This window comes from Huintestinicola sp. (genome assembly GCF_051882455.1).
Classification (GTDB): Bacteria; Bacillota; Clostridia; order Oscillospirales; family Ruminococcaceae; genus Huintestinicola.
Genome location: NZ_JBJERV010000034.1, coordinates 45,416 through 60,291 on the forward strand (window position 1 = coordinate 45,416; position 14,876 = coordinate 60,291).

Sequence of the window (14,876 nt, forward strand, 5' to 3'; positions counted from 1 at the left end):
AAAGGACGGAAATTCAAAATGAAAAGAATACTTGTCTGCGAGGACGAAGACGTTATCAGAGACTTTGTGGTCATAAACCTTAAAAGAGCAGGCTATGACGTGGTTGACGTAAACTGCGGCGAAAAGGCGCTGGAGGTATTCAACGAGGAAAACGGCAATTTCGACATTGCCCTTCTGGATATAATGATGCCGGGCATAGACGGCTTCCAGGTCTGCAAGGAGCTGAGAAAAAAGAGCAGCACCATCGGCATAATCATGCTCTCCGCCAAGACCCAGGAAATGGACAAGGTCAGCGGACTTATGCTTGGCGCAGATGATTACATAACCAAGCCCTTCTCCCCCTCTGAGCTTACAGCGCGTATCGACGCCGTTTACCGCAGGGTAAGTATGTCCTTTGTGAAGGAGGAAAAGTCCCCCATCATCACCTCGGGGCCCTTCTCCCTCAACACAAAGAGCAGAACGGTGGCGAAAAACGGCGAAAACATCGAGCTCACACAGGTGGAGTATCAGATCCTCGAATACTTCATGAACAATCAGAACACCGCCCTGGACCGCACAAGCATTTTAAATCACATCTGGGGCGACGGCTATTTCGGCGATGACAAGATAGTTGACGTAAATATCAGACGTCTCAGAATGAAGCTGGAGGACGTTCCCTCCAATCCCAAATATATTGCCACAATATGGGGCTTCGGCTATAAGTGGTGCGGCGACGGAAAAGCTGACGAGAAGAAATAAGCAGGGAGGCGGCGGCAATAAAAAGGTCAAGAGCCACCATAACCCGAAGATGGCTTGTCAACAGCTTAGGAGCGATCTTTCTCGTGCTTATGAGCGTGCTGCTGGCGTTTTCGGTGTTCATAAATTTCTACTACTACAATTCGGCAAAGCAGTATATCAGCTCAAGGCTCAATATGATCTCGGGAATGTTATCCCAGTATTATGCGGACAATCCCGCCAGCTTCACCTCCGAGGTGCGCTCCATCGTGGAAAACTGGTCGGAGAAGAATAAAATGGAGCTGATGACCGTAAGCGGCGGCGGGCAGGTGTCAATGACCTCCTCGGGATTCGCGCCCACCTTTGACGTGCTCACCCAGGATTATTACGACGCGCTTGACAGCGGCAGCTCGGGCACATTTACGGGCAGGCTCCCCTCGGGCGAAAAGGTCATAGCCATAAGCATAGTGACCCCCGATACCGCAGGAGAATTCAGTGTTATCCGCCTTGTAGCCTCCACCGAAAGAGTGGACAGGCACATCGCCGCGCTGATAATCATAGCCGCCGTAATATGCGGAGCCATACTTGCCCTGATGATGTTCTCGGGAATGTATTTTGTAAAGTCCATCGTAATCCCCGTAAGACAGCTGGGCGCCACCGCAAGACGATATGCACGGGGCGATTTCTCGGTAAGAATACCCGTGCAGTCCGACGACGAGATAGGCGAGCTCTGCGATATCGTCAACAAAATGGCGGACGAGCTTTCCCAGTCGGAGGCAATGCGAAACGAGTTCATCTCGGGCGTATCCCACGAGCTGAGAACGCCCCTGACAGCCATAAAGGGCTGGGCGGAGACCATAGGCTCAATGCCCGATGACAGCGAAACTATCGTCAAGGGAATGAGGGTCATAACCTCGGAAACGGAGCGTCTGTCACAAATGGTGGAGGAGCTTCTTGACTTCTCCCGTATGCAAAACGGCAAATTCACCCTTAACAAGGGCAACGTGGATATCCTTGCAGAGCTTGGAGACGCGGTGCTTATCTACACCGAGAAGGCGAAAAAAGAGGGCATCGAGCTTGTCTATGCCGAGCCCGAGGATCTGCCCGCGGTCTACGGCGACAGAAACAGGCTGAGACAGGTTTTCATAAACGTGATAGACAACGCCATCAAATATTCGGAAAAGGGCGGTCTTGTAACGGTGCAGGCTATCCTTGCGGACGAGAATAAGATCGAGATAGAGGTAAGCGACACAGGCTGCGGCATCTCCCCCGAGGACCTGCCAAAGATAAAGACAAAATTCTTCCGTGCAAACCACAACAAGCGCGGCTCGGGCATAGGTCTTGCGGTAGCCGACGAGATAATCACCATGCACAGCGGCACCCTCGAGGTATTCAGCGAGCAGGGAATGGGCACGACTGTGGTAATAGTGCTGCCCGTAAAGCAGGAGATGAAGAAGTAAAATGGGATTTAAAGAAGAGCTTGACAAGAAGCTTTCGGAGCTTGAAAAAGCCGAAAATATCCGCATACTCCATTGTATCGAGTCGGGGAGCAGAGCCTGGGGCTTTGAGTCACCCGACAGTGACTATGATGTGCGGTTCATATACGTGCGCCCCAAAGACTTTTATCTGCGGCTCGACAAAACACGGGACGTTATCGAGTGGCAGCTGGACGATGTCTGGGATATAAACGGCTGGGATCTGAGCAAGGCTCTGCAGCTGCTTCACAAGTCAAATCCCACAATGTTCGAGTGGAACAGCTCACCCATAGTCTACCGCACCACCGAGGAATGGCAGTCACTTAAAGGACTTATAAACGACTGCTTCTGCTCACGCCCCGGAGCGTGGCATTATCTCAGTATGGCAAAGAGAAATAACAGAGAATTTCTTCAGGGCGAGGAAGTGAGGCTCAAGAAATATTTTTATGTCCTCCGACCTATCCTTGCCTGTGAATGGATAATCGCAAAGGGCACACCGCCCCCAATGCTCTTTTCGGAGCTTACCGAAGCAATGCTTCCCGAGGAGCTGAAAGCTGCGGTAAACGACCTGCTCAGAAAGAAAATGAAAACTCCCGAGCTTGGAACAGGCAGGCGCATTGATGTGCTGAATGATTTTATAGAAAGCCGTCTTGCAGATATCGAAGCGACCGTCAGCGCTCTCCCCGACAGCGAAGCAATAGGCTGGGAGCGGCTTAATGAAGCATTTTTGAGGATAGTCGGATGATCTCCCGAAGGAGGGTACTTCATTGCACAAAATGATACACAGCGACAAGCAAAAACTTTCACGCGGCTTTGACAAGCTGATGCTTGCGGTGAATATCCCCTCACTTACGGCAGCGGCGGCGCTTTCCATAATATACCTGCTGATACTGCGCCGCACCGGGGTTCCCGATGATTTTTTCAGGCTGTACATAACCTGTTTTTTTGTGACCTGCGCCTACAGCTTCACCGTATCGGTCATAGTGGCGGTGATAGCCAATCTGCGGCTTGCAGGGCATAAGAAATACACCTATATCGAAATTCTCGGCGAGCAGATGGTCATATCCCGATACGTCCGCAGCTCCGCAGGAGAAAAGGGGCTGACCGTATACCGCAGGCTGTGGGTAATGGACCTGGGAGATGTGGAGGAGGTGACCTGCACCCGCAGCAGGGTCATAATAAAGGGCAAGGCAAGATATTTCGAAGCCCCTGCAAACTGGCTTGACTACTCCTGCACCGAAAACGGACGTGCGGAATTTGACTATCACTGGTATGACGAATACGGCGGCGAGGAAGTCACAAAAGCGTCCTTCCCCGACAGCTTTTTCTATGCGGAAAGAGTAGCCCAGCGGATAATCTTCTGCTCCGAAAAGCAGAAGCGCAGAGAAATAAGGCGCAAGGAATTCAGACAGCGTATGCTGGAGATAGCCGCCCAGCGCAGGGCAAGAAAAAAGCCCAAGGAAAGAGTTTTCCGAGGGTACGAGATAGAAAGGAAATTCTAAATTGGAATTAGTTAAACAAAGACTTGCCCACACAACCGTATAAACCGAAGAGCCGCTCCCGATGCATCACACATCGGGAGCGGCTCAAATTCTATATGTCCTTAATTCCTTGAAGCCTTAATAGCCGCCTCAAGACTTCTGAGACGTATCTTCACAGCGCCCAGATTGCTTATCTCGTCGATCTTGAGCTGAGTATAGAACTTGCCCTTTGGCTCGAGAATGGAGCGCACCTCGTCGGTGGTAACAGCGTCAATGCCGCAGCCGAAGGAAACCAGCTGTACAAGCTGCATATCGGGCTGAGTGGTAACATATTCCGCCGCACGGTAGAGCCTTGAGTGGTATGTCCACTGGTTCAGAACATGGAGTACGGGAGTCTCCGCAAGATGACAAACCGCGTCCTCGGTGACAACAGCCATTCCGAGAGATGTGATGAGCTTATGTATGCCGTGGTTTATCTCGGGGTCAACGTGGTAGGGTCTGCCGCTGAGAACGATTATGGGCATATTCTTCTTTCTCGCCTCAGCAATTATCTCTGCACCCTTTGCAATAACAGCCTCGTGGTATTCGTTAAGGGACTGCATACCTGTCTTCCATGCTTCCTTAACGTCCTTCTTGTTTAAGTTATACTTTCCGAATATCTTGCATACCGTCTGAACGATGTGCTTTTCAAGGTTAACGTCCATATAGGGATAGAGGAAATTATCCTCGTTAAGCTCGGGGATATTCGCCTTTAAAAGCTCGGGATAATACGCCACAACGGGGCAGTTGTAGTTGTTGTCCGAATGACCCTCGTCAATGTTGTAGGTCTCGCAGGGGTAGAAGATAACGTCCACCTTTTTCTCAAGCAGGTCAACGATATGACCGTGAGCAAGCTTTGCGGGATAGCAGACGGTGTCCGAGGGAATGGTGTGCTGACCCTTGAAATACAGGTCTCTGGTGCTCTCTGCGGAAAGCTCCGTCTTGAAGCCCAGCCTGTGGAAAAACGCAGTCCAGAAGGCAAGCTGGTCGTAAAAGCCCAGAACAAGGGGAATACCGATGGTTGCAATGGGCTTTTCGGGAGCGCCCTTGTCAGCAAGGCTCCGGATAAGCTGATATTTATACTGATAAAGGCAGGGCGCCTCTTCCTTTTTGGTAATTCCCGCACCCTTTTCGCAGCGGTTTCCGCTGATGAACTTGTGACCGTCGGAGAAGGTTATCATGGTGAGGGAGCATTTTGCGGTACAGCCGCCGCAGTTCAGCTGACGGGACTTGAAGGAAAATTCCGCAAGCTTTTCGGGAGAGATAAGGTCGGAGCCCAGCTTGTTTTCGGCAGCGGCAGTCTCCTTTGCGTAAAGAGCCGCGCCGAATGCGCCCATAAGTCCCGCAATGGCAGGTCTTACCACATCTCTGCCAATTTCCTGCTCAAAGGCTCTGAGAACGGCGTCGTTAAGGAAGGTGCCGCCCTGTACAACGATATTCTTTCCAAGCTCATCGGCAGAATTTGCACGTATGACCTTGTAGATAGCGTTCTTGATGATAGACGAGGACAGACCTGCGGAAATATCCTCCACCGAAGCGCCGTCCTTCTGCGCCTGCTTAACGGAGCTGTTCATAAACACGGTGCAGCGCGAGCCCAGGTCAACGGGGCGCTCCGCAAAAAGACCCAGCCGTGCAAACTCGGCAATGTCATAGCCCATAGCCTGAGCAAAGGTCTGGATAAAGGAGCCGCAGCCCGAGGAGCAGGCTTCGTTTAGCATAATGCTGTCAATAGCATGATTTTTTATCTTGAAGCACTTGATGTCCTGACCGCCGATATCGATGATGAAATCAACATCGGGGCAGAAATATGAAGCCGCCTTGTAATGGGCAACAGTCTCGACAAGACCGTAATCCACGCCAACGCCCGCCTTGATAAGGTCCTCGCCGTAGCCCGTTACCGCCGAAGCGCGGATAGCTATCCTGTCACCGATAGTGCGGTAAATTTCGCCCAGCTGAGCGGTTATTACATTAAGGGGCTGACCCTTGTTTGAAACATAATGATGATAGAGAAGCTTTCCGTCGGGAGTGATAAGCACAAGCTTTGTGGTGGTGGAGCCTGCGTCAATGCCCAGGTATGCCTCGCCCTCGTAGGTGTTTATGTCCTCGGTGGGGAGGTCGTGCCTGCCGTGACGGGCAACGAATTCGTCATACTGCGCCTGGTTTTCAAAAAGCCGTCTGCCTGTGATGATGTCGTCGTTCACCTTTGCGGCTCTCATTTTCTCCACTATCTCGGCGGCGGTGAATACCTCCTCCGACTCAGCGGCATAAAGTGCGCTGCCGTATGCCATAAAGCACTGAGCATTCTCGGGGAATACAGCGTTCTCGTCGGAAAGCTCAAGGGTGTTCACAAACGCCTTGCGAAGTCCCTTGATGAATGTGAGAGGGCCGCCCAGGAAAAGCACCTTGCCCTTTATCTCCCTGCCCTGTGCCAGACCCGAAACTGTCTGATCGACTACCGACTGGAAGATGGAAGCGGCAATGTCCTCACGTCTTGCGCCCTGATTTAAAAGGGGCTGAATGTCGGATTTTGCGAAAACTCCGCAGCGCGAAGCAATGGGATAGAGCTTCTCAGCCTTTGAAGAAAGCTCGTCCATCTCGTCAACGGTAATGCCCAGAAGTGTCGCCATCTGGTCGATAAACGCGCCTGTACCGCCTGCGCAGGAGCCGTTCATACGCTGCTCGGTGCCCCCTGTGAGGAAGATTATCTTAGCGTCCTCGCCGCCCAGCTCGATAACGCAGTCAGCGTCGGGGTAGTCCTTTTTAACGGATATGAATGCACTGTGCACCTCCTGAACGAAGGGCAGTCCTGCGGCGTTTGCAAGTCCCAGACCTGCGGAGCCTGTAATGGCAAGGTGAAACTCCGCGTCGGGGAACTCCCTGCCTATTTCAGCCACCTGCTCAGCGGCAGTCTCACGGACCTTTGAAAAGTGACGCTGATATTTTGCGTGAATTATCTTTCCGTCCTCTAAAATGACAGTTTTAACTGTTGTCGAACCGATGTCCAGACCCAGCGAATATATTTTTGACATTAGATCTTTCCTTTCTGTAAAGCTATAATTATAATATTATATAAACCCCGAATCCGATTTATTTCATTTCAACAGCCGCTTTTATCTCGGAAGCTATCTCCTCGGGAGATTTTTTTCCGTCTGCCCGTATCTGTGAATGGGCAATGTACAGAGGAACTCTCTCGTTATATATCTCCTCCAGAGACTCCTTTGTGTTCGCCATAACAATAGGACGGTTGGTGTCCCCCGAAATGCGGTCGTAGCAGGTGTCGTAGGGAACGTCTATGTAGACCACCGTTCCGTACTCGGCGGCGGTCTCTGCGTTTATCTCCTTGAGCATCGCTCCGCCTCCGCAGGCGATTATTCCCCCCGCCTTTCCAAGCTCTGCCACAGCCTGCGTCTCCATTCTCCTGAAAGCGTCCTCGCCCTTTTCGGCGAAGATCTGAGGTATGCTCATACCCGATCTTTTCTCTATGTATGCGTCCATATCCGTATATTCAAGGCTCATCATATCCGCCAGCACTCTGCCCACGGTAGTCTTTCCGCAGCCCATAAATCCGCATAAATAAATTGTCATATCAGAACTCTCCTTTTGTATCATATCTCAATGCTCTCGCCGAAATCGTCGGCGGAATATTCCTTTATTTTCTCAAATAAAGCCTCCTCAAGGCAGGAGTAGAACATCGCAAACAGCACGTCCGCAAAGCCTAAGAGGAACATATTCTTGTTGGTTATCTCCGAAAGAGCGGGAACGCTTGTGTATATGTAGGTCTTGAACCAGTCGGCGTTGTAGGGCGGGAGCCTTTTGCCCTTCCGCACAAGATACTTTATCTCCATAAAGCTCTCGGTAACGGCGTCCTTGTAATTTTCCGCTCCCTTTGCCATAACGGCGTTGTAGACCTTGTAAAGCTGGTCATCCGTCATAGGACCGCTTGCCCCTCTGAGATTTTTGAGCACGGGGATACGCACCGCAAGGCTGTACACCATCAGGGGCAGCACCTTTTCATATTCCTCCCCCAGCATCTCGCCGCAGCTTTCCTCGTCAATGCGAAGTCCCAGGGCGGTAAGGGAGTCGGTGTCGGTAATGTTATTGAGCACTATCTTGAATGCGTCCTTTATGCTTACGGTGTAAAAGCTCTCCTCGGCAATGGAGTAGATGTATTTCACCGCATTGAAAAGGCACACGCCGCCCTTGACTATCTCGTCGGCAAGCCCGTTCACAGCGGCGGCTTCATTGATAAAATCCACTTCATCATCTCCTAAAGGGTCATTCCCTTGTTATCCTTTCCCAGTTGGGGAGAGTTATCTTTTTGCCGTTGACGGTAATGTCACCGTCTGCTGCCCTGTCTCCCGAGCTGTCGCTCAGAAGCTCCTCGGACTTGTATTTTCCGTCCATCATCGCCTCGAGAACAGTGCTGTATTTCGGCGGCTCAAAGGGCTTGAAGCTCCTTTCCTCGGGAGCAGCCTCCGTTCCTGCGGGGGATATGCCCGAGTCCTCCTTCTCCTCCGCTGCCTTCACAGCCTCGTCAAACATACTGCTGAGCTCATTTCCGGGCTTATCCTCAGCCCCGGCGGGCATTGTCCCGGGATAGGACGGGGTCTCGTATATATCCTCCTTATGCCTGCGGCTCCTTCTCGACTGCTTTCTTACCGCAGTCTCCCAGTAATCCAGAAATTCCTCCATCTGGGAAATTTCCGCATTGCCCTCCCGCAGGTCACGCTTGGTGTCGGAAAGATAGCCCGACCATTCCCTGAATTCCTTCTCGGTCATAAGGGTCCCTATGCGCTTGTAGAGCATATTGTAAACACGCTGACAGCGCTTTTCAAGCTCCTTGGGTATCTCCATAGGCTCAGGCGGCTTTTCATCAAATACAACAGGCTTTTTCTCGGGCTCGCTCTTTACCTCGGGAGCAGGCTCTGCCGCTTCTTCCGTATTAACGTTTTCCACCGTCTCATTTTCCGAAGCGATATCCTCCGAAACGGGAATTTCCTCAGTAACAGGCACCTCTCCCCGCTTCATTGCCGCAATGCCCAGCTCCTCGTTTATCTGCTCTGTGCAGGTCATTCCGCTGGAATTTACCCTGTGGCAGTAGGGGGACCTTTCCTCAAGGTCACGGACGAAAAATCTTCCGCAGCGGGGGCATTTGGACATATATATCCCCTTTTGGGACATCAGCGTAAACTCAAGGTCTATCATCGCCTTGAAGCTGTCGGGAACATATACCGTCTCGGGCAGCTCGGAGACCGCTTCAAGAGCAAAGCGCATATCGTTTTCAGCCGGTCGGGGCATATCCTTCACATAGCTGAATGCGTCAAGAGCGGTCTGGTCGCGGTTGTGGTCATTAAGCGCTTTCTCGTCCCACAGCTCCGCGTCGCGGAGAACGTCCGACAGGCGGCGGAAAATGTTTTTGGACATTCGCCCCAGCATAAATACCGAGTCGGGAAGGGTCGAAGGGGTGTACATTTTCACCGAGGGCAGCTTGTCCATAGGGCAGCCCGTTTCATTTGCCGCAACGCTGAAGGCAAGGTCAAAGTATTCCATTCGCGTGCGGTAATCCTCGGGGCGGAGCATAACGTTCGAGTCGCATTCGTAGATGAATTTTATCTTTGAACGGGCGTATTCCTGCATACGGACGATATTTATCCACTGGTTTATGCCTCTGCCCGTTTTGTACTCGCTGACGCGGTTGAAGATAGCCTTTTCGTACAGGCTCTTGGGAGATATGCACCTCGCCCAAAGCTCCTCGAGACCGATCCCCTCCGAGTGGCATATATAAGCGATAATGCAGTCGAGAACAACGGAAGAAAACTCCGTAGAAGCGCACGCCTCCACATAGGGGTGACACTTCACAAGAGCGTTCATCGCCATATTTTCCATATTCTGTGATATCCTGCCTGTTTTCCTTGCGTTCCTGCCTGCCTCTATGCACTGCTCCCAGAAATATGTAAAATCGAACTCCACAAATCTGAGCAGGGCTTTAGAAAGCTCCAGCTTATGAAAGCTTTTGCTGCCTGTAACGGCAAATACCGCTGTCTCCGTATTTTCTCACCTCTTTGCCCGCGTTCTCCGCAGGCGCATAATTTAGATTATTATATCACATTTTACAACGGATTTCAACGTTTTTATTTAAATTTTAATGTGTAAAAAACTGCATTAAAAAAGCCGCTCGCCGGGAGCGGCTTTTTTGTATGGATAAGGCGCATTATGCCAATAATTTCTTCATATCCTCCTCGGGGGTGGTGATGGGAGCGATGTTATATTTTTCTGTGAGGGATCTCAGAACATTGGGGGAGATAAACGCAGGCAGCGAAGGCCCCAGAAGGATATTTTTTATGCCCAGATGAAGGAGGGTCAGCAGGATGCAGACTGCCTTCTGCTCGTACCAGGAAAGCACAATGGAAAGGGGCAGCTCGTTTACTGTGCAGCCAAAGACCTCCGCAAGGGCAGAAGCAACCTTTATGGCGCTGTATGCGTCGCTGCACTGTCCCATATCCATGATTCGGGGCAGACCGCAGATGGTGCCTGTGTCAAGGTCGTTGAAGCGGTATTTTCCGCAGGCAAGGGTGAGCACAACGGTGTCCGCAGGGGTCTGCTTTACAAATTCGGTGTAGTAATTTCGTCCCGTTTTCGCGCCGTCACAGCCGCCTACAAGGAAGAAATGCCTGATGTCGCCCGATCTGACGGCGGAAATTATCCTGTCCGCCTCAGACAGAACAGCATTGTGCCCGAAGCCCGTAATGACCCTTCCGCCCCCGTTTATGCCCGTAAAGTGCCTGTCCTCTGAGTAGCCCCCAAGCTCCAGCGCCTTTCTTATCACGGGTGAAAAATCCTTCTCCTCCCCGATATGCACTATCTCGGGATAGGACACCACCTCGGTGGTGAACACACGGTCGGAGTAGCTTTCCTTCGGCGGCATAAGACAGTTTGTGGTAAAGAGCACGGGTGCGGGGATATCCCCGAATTCCTTCTGCTGGTTCTGCCATGCCGTACCGAAATTCCCCTTTAAATGAGGATATTTTTTCAGCTCGGGATATGCGTGGGCAGGGAGCATTTCGCCGTGGGTGCAGATGTTTATGCCCATGTCCTTTGTCTGCTCAAGAAGCTGTTTAAGGTCATACAGGTCATGACCCGAGATCACGATAAAGGGTCCCTTTTCAACGGTAAGCGTCACCTCGGTGGGAACGGGGTGTCCGTAGGTATGGGTATTTGCCTTGTCAAGAAGCTCCATGCATCTGAGGTTTTTCTCGCCCGTTTCCATAACTATGGGCAGCAGCTCGTCCATTCCGAAGCTGTCCATGCCGACTGCAAAAAGTGCCTTGCAGAAAAATCTGTTCACCTCTTCATCCCGGTACCCAAGCACATTTGCATGATATGCATATGCTGCCATTCCGCGGATACCGAACAGTATCAGGGACTTGAGGGAACGGATATCCTCATCGGATGTCCACAGCTCTGACATATCATAGTCATCATTTTTTCCGCAGGGAGAACCGCAGCCGCCGCACATGGGAGCAAAACGATTTTTCTCAAGCCTTATCTCACTTGTCAGCTTTTTTATGGTATCGTTATTGAAATTAACATTGGTGACAGCCGTAAAAAGTCCCTTGATGATAAGCTCATAGGTATGTTCGGTGACCATGTCCTCATTGCCGTTCACAGCTCTTGCAAGACCGATAAGGGCACCCGTAAGCTCGTCCTGGAGCAGGGCAGTATCGGCTTTCTTGCCGCATACTCCCGACATACCTGTGCAGCCCCTGCACCCGTTGCCGACTGCCGTCTGTTCGCACTGATAACAAAACATTTTATTCATTTACGCATTACCTCTCTTTATAATTTTTCCGTCGGCGGATATGACCGCCACCTCAAGGGGAATGACCCTTCCGCTTGCCTGCAAAGCCCTCTTTGCGGCATTCTCTATCCCGCCGCAGCAGGGCACCTCCATACGGGCAACGGTCACGCTTTTTATATTATTCATTGAAAGAATTGCGGCAAGCTTGTCCCCATAGTCTCCCTCGTCAAGCTTGGGACAGCCGATAAGGGTAATACGGTCACGGATAAATTCATTGTGAAAATTTCCGTAGGCATAAGCTGTGCAGTCGGCGGCGATAAGCAGGTCTGCATTATCAAAGTAAGGCGCATTCACGGGCACAAGCTTTATCTGCACAGGCCACTGGGAAAGCCTGCTCGGGACCTTTCCGCAGGGAGCGCTCTCCCCTTCATGCTTTATTGCCCTTGAATGTGTTCCCGGGCAGCCGCAGGGCAGGACTGCACCCGCTTTTTTCTTCTTTGCCTCAAGGACAGCCGCCTCGTTATATGCGGGAGCCTCCCGCTCCTCAAAGGATATGGCATTTGCGGGGCAGGCAGGGAGACAGTCTCCCAGACCGTCGCAGTAGTCCTCCCGGGTGAGCCTTGCCTTGCCCTCTGCCATTTCGATGGCACCCTCGTGGCACGCCTTTGCGCAGAGTCCGCAGCCTGTGCATTTTTCTTCGTCTATTTTAATAATTCTTCTTATCATTCTAAACCCTCCGTTTTTTATCGAAAGCTCTTGACTTTCTGATATTATCATAATATAATTTTTAAAACAAGTCGGTTGTTTTTACAACAGAAATGAGGAAGCTATGGAGAAATATATTCCTGTTTTAAAAAACACTCAGCTCTTTTCGGGAGTTGGCGAAGAGGACATCAGAGCAATGCTGGGCTGTATGCAGGCAAGGCTTTCCGCATATAAGAAAAATGAATACGTTCTGAGACAGGGTGAGCGCATAGATAATATCATGGTGCTTGCAGAGGGCAGGCTTCATATACAGCGGGACGATCACTGGGGCAACTGCAGCATCATCAGCATTGTTGACCCCGGGGAGATGTTCGGGGAAAGCTATGCCGCTCCCGAAAGCGGCCCTGTGATGAACGATGTGATCGCGGCTGAGGACAGCGCTGTCATATTTATGGATATTAAAAAGATCATCACCGTCTGCCCCAATGCCTGCAAATTCCACTCCGCAGCGGTGCGGAACCTGTTTTTTGCCATATCCGAAAAAAACAGAAAGCTTGTCCGCAAGCTTGGGTATATGTCAAAACGCACCACCCGCGAAAAGCTTATGGCATATCTGTCCGAGGAAGCAAATCGCCGGGGCAGCAGCTCATTTTCCATTCCCTTCAACCGTCAGCAGCTGGCGGATTTTCTCTCGGTGGACAGGAGCGCCATGTCCAATGAGCTTTGCAGAATGAGGGACGAGGGACTGCTGGAATTTGAAAAGAACAGATTTAAGCTGCTTTGATAAATTTGCCCGGTACGATCGCTATTGACTAATTTGCCGAATAGAGGTAAAATATATAATATATGAAACAAAAATCAGCAGGAAAAGGAGCAAGCGACTATGAAATTTTCCGAAATGAACTACACCCGCCCCGATATGAACGAGCTGAAAGCCGCAGCCGAAAAGGCAGCAGCAGGCATCACAAACGCCCGCTCAGCCGAGGAAGCAGCCGAAGCCTACCTTGCATGGGATAAAACGGGCGGCAGCTACAACACCATGTACAGCCTTTGCTATATCCGACACACCATCAACACCGAGGACAAATTCTACAGCGATGAAAACGAGTTTTTCGACAATGCAAACCCCACCTTCACCGAGTACGGTCAGTCGGTGGCAAAGGCTCTTGCCGAAAGCAGCTTTCGTCCCGAGCTTGAGAAAAAGTTCGGCAGGGTGATGTTTATAAACACCGATATTTTCCTCAAAAGCTTCTCCCCCGAAATTATCCCCGAAATGCAGGAAGACAACAAGCTCACCACCGAGTACGAAAAGCTCATTGCCTCCGCTCAGATAGATTTTGACGGCAAGAAGCTGACACTTTCCCAGCTCACTCCCTACAAGCAGTCTCCCGACGATGATATCCGCCACAAGGCATGGGCTGCGGAAAGCGGCTTCTACAAGGAGCACGAAGCCGAGCTTGACCGCATTTATGACGACCTTGTACGGGTGAGAAACGCAGAAGCCGTAAAAATGGGCTTTGAGAATTATGTCCCTCTGGGATATCTGAATATGTGCCGCAACAGCTACACCCCGGAAGATGTGGCAAGGTTCAGGGAAGCTGTGGTAAAATATATGGTACCTGCCGCAGACAGGCTCTACAGGGAGCAGGCAGAGCGGCTGGGAGTAAGCTATCCCCTTAAATATGCGGACACACCCGTTGCCTATCGTGACGGAAATGCCGTTCCCAAGGGCAGTCCCCAGGATATCCTTGAAGCGGGCAGACGCTTTTACAGAAACCTCTCCCCTCTCACCGCCGAGTTTTTCGACTTTATGATGGATAACGAGCTTATGGACGTGCTCAGCCGCAAGGGCAAGGCGGCAGGGGGCTACTGCACAGAGCTTACCGATTTCGAGTCCCCCTTTATATTCGCCAATTTCAACGGCACACAGGGAGATGTGGAGGTCATCACCCACGAAGCGGGTCATGCCTTTGCCGCATATGTGAACCGCCACAAGCGCCCCACCGACAACCAGCTCCCCACACTTGAATCCTGCGAGATACACTCAATGACAATGGAATTTTTCGGCTGGGCAAGCGCCGAGGACTTTTTCGGTGAGGGAGCAATGAAATTCTGCCGCAAGCACCTTGAGGACGCAATCAAATTCATTCCCTACGGCACGATGGTTGACCATTTCCAGCACATCGTTTACGAAAACCCAAAAATGACACCCGAGGAGCGCATAGGCGAATGGAAAAAGCTTACGGCGATCTATATGCCCTGGATAGACCTGGACGGCAGCCCCTTCTACGGCGAGGGCAGAGCATGGCAGAGACAGACCCACATTTATGAGCGCCCCTTCTACTACATTGATTACTGCCTTGCCCAGACCGTTGCCCTGCAGTTCTGGGCAGTAATGCAGAGGGACAGAAGCGAAGCCTTTGAGCGTTATATGAAGCTTGTCCGTCTGGGCGGAGAAGAGACCTTTGACGGACTTGTTGCCGCCGCAGGACTTGACACCCCCTTCGGAGACAAGGCTCTTAAAACCGTTGCCGAAGCGGCGCAGAACTGGCTCGACAGTAATCCCATAAAATAATCATTTCCTCTATCTCAATAATATTATATCGAAAATCAATAAAAATCTCTTGACATTTGATAACAGGTATGATATTATAGAGAAAAGGA

12 protein-coding genes are annotated in these 14,876 nt (G+C 51.1%); 6 read left to right on the forward strand and 6 right to left on the reverse strand.

Annotated elements, in window-relative coordinates; genetic code table 11:
* Positions 1 to 18: 18 nt before the first annotated feature.
* The 4 genes from ACI4J0_RS05080 to ACI4J0_RS05095 all read left to right on the forward strand — a co-directional run bounded on the left by ACI4J0_RS05080 (position 19) and on the right by ACI4J0_RS05095 (position 3,691).
* Entirely contained in the window at positions 19 to 738 is a 720-nt protein-coding gene (locus tag ACI4J0_RS05080) for a response regulator (protein WP_178726687.1), read from the forward strand.
* A gap of 89 nt (positions 739 to 827) precedes the next feature.
* Entirely contained in the window at positions 828 to 2,174 is a 1,347-nt protein-coding gene (locus ACI4J0_RS05085) for a HAMP domain-containing sensor histidine kinase (RefSeq protein ID WP_439764730.1), read from the forward strand.
* 1 nt (position 2,175) lies between these two features.
* Positions 2,176 to 2,934: a nucleotidyltransferase domain-containing protein gene (locus ACI4J0_RS05090; protein ID WP_439764731.1), complete on the forward strand. Its 759-nt coding sequence runs from the start codon at positions 2,176 to 2,178 to the stop codon at positions 2,932 to 2,934.
* Positions 2,935 to 2,956: 22 nt separating this feature from the next.
* Positions 2,957 to 3,691: a hypothetical protein gene (locus ACI4J0_RS05095; RefSeq protein ID WP_439764732.1), complete on the forward strand. Its 735-nt coding sequence runs from the start codon at positions 2,957 to 2,959 to the stop codon at positions 3,689 to 3,691.
* A gap of 101 nt (positions 3,692 to 3,792) precedes the next feature.
* On the opposite strand, the gene ACI4J0_RS05100 is transcribed toward ACI4J0_RS05095, so the two are convergent.
* The 6 genes from ACI4J0_RS05100 to ACI4J0_RS05125 form a co-directional block, all read right to left on the reverse strand.
* The gene (locus tag ACI4J0_RS05100; RefSeq protein ID WP_439764733.1) at positions 3,793 to 6,738 is read right to left on the reverse strand and encodes an acyl-CoA dehydratase activase; all 2,946 of its coding nucleotides are present in this window, start codon (positions 6,736 to 6,738) and stop codon (positions 3,793 to 3,795) included.
* Between the two features lie 58 nt (positions 6,739 to 6,796).
* Positions 6,797 to 7,294 carry a shikimate kinase gene (locus ACI4J0_RS05105; RefSeq protein WP_439764734.1) on the reverse strand — a complete coding sequence of 166 codons (498 nt, stop codon included), beginning with the start codon at positions 7,292 to 7,294 and terminating at the stop codon, positions 6,797 to 6,799.
* Between the two features lie 20 nt (positions 7,295 to 7,314).
* A complete protein-coding gene (locus ACI4J0_RS05110; RefSeq protein ID WP_432650993.1) occupies positions 7,315 to 7,965 on the reverse strand; it encodes a hypothetical protein in 651 nt (216 codons plus the stop codon).
* A gap of 19 nt (positions 7,966 to 7,984) precedes the next feature.
* Positions 7,985 to 9,679 carry a hypothetical protein gene (locus ACI4J0_RS05115; protein WP_439764735.1) on the reverse strand — a complete coding sequence of 565 codons (1,695 nt, stop codon included), beginning with the start codon at positions 9,677 to 9,679 and terminating at the stop codon, positions 7,985 to 7,987.
* Positions 9,680 to 9,920: 241 nt separating this feature from the next.
* Positions 9,921 to 11,528 carry a hydroxylamine reductase gene (gene hcp, locus ACI4J0_RS05120; protein WP_439764736.1) on the reverse strand — a complete coding sequence of 536 codons (1,608 nt, stop codon included), beginning with the start codon at positions 11,526 to 11,528 and terminating at the stop codon, positions 9,921 to 9,923.
* Entirely contained in the window at positions 11,529 to 12,233 is a 705-nt protein-coding gene (locus ACI4J0_RS05125) for an ATP-binding protein (protein WP_439764737.1), read from the reverse strand.
* Positions 12,234 to 12,336: 103 nt separating this feature from the next.
* Between ACI4J0_RS05125 and ACI4J0_RS05130 the strand changes: the two genes are divergently transcribed.
* Both ACI4J0_RS05130 and ACI4J0_RS05135 read left to right on the forward strand, forming a co-directional pair.
* Positions 12,337 to 12,996 carry a Crp/Fnr family transcriptional regulator gene (locus ACI4J0_RS05130; RefSeq protein ID WP_439764738.1) on the forward strand — a complete coding sequence of 220 codons (660 nt, stop codon included), beginning with the start codon at positions 12,337 to 12,339 and terminating at the stop codon, positions 12,994 to 12,996.
* Positions 12,997 to 13,095: 99 nt separating this feature from the next.
* Positions 13,096 to 14,787 (forward strand): M3 family oligoendopeptidase, encoded by a 1,692-nt coding sequence (locus ACI4J0_RS05135; RefSeq protein WP_439764739.1) that lies wholly within the window; start codon positions 13,096 to 13,098, stop codon positions 14,785 to 14,787.
* Positions 14,788 to 14,876: the final 89 nt, after the last annotated feature.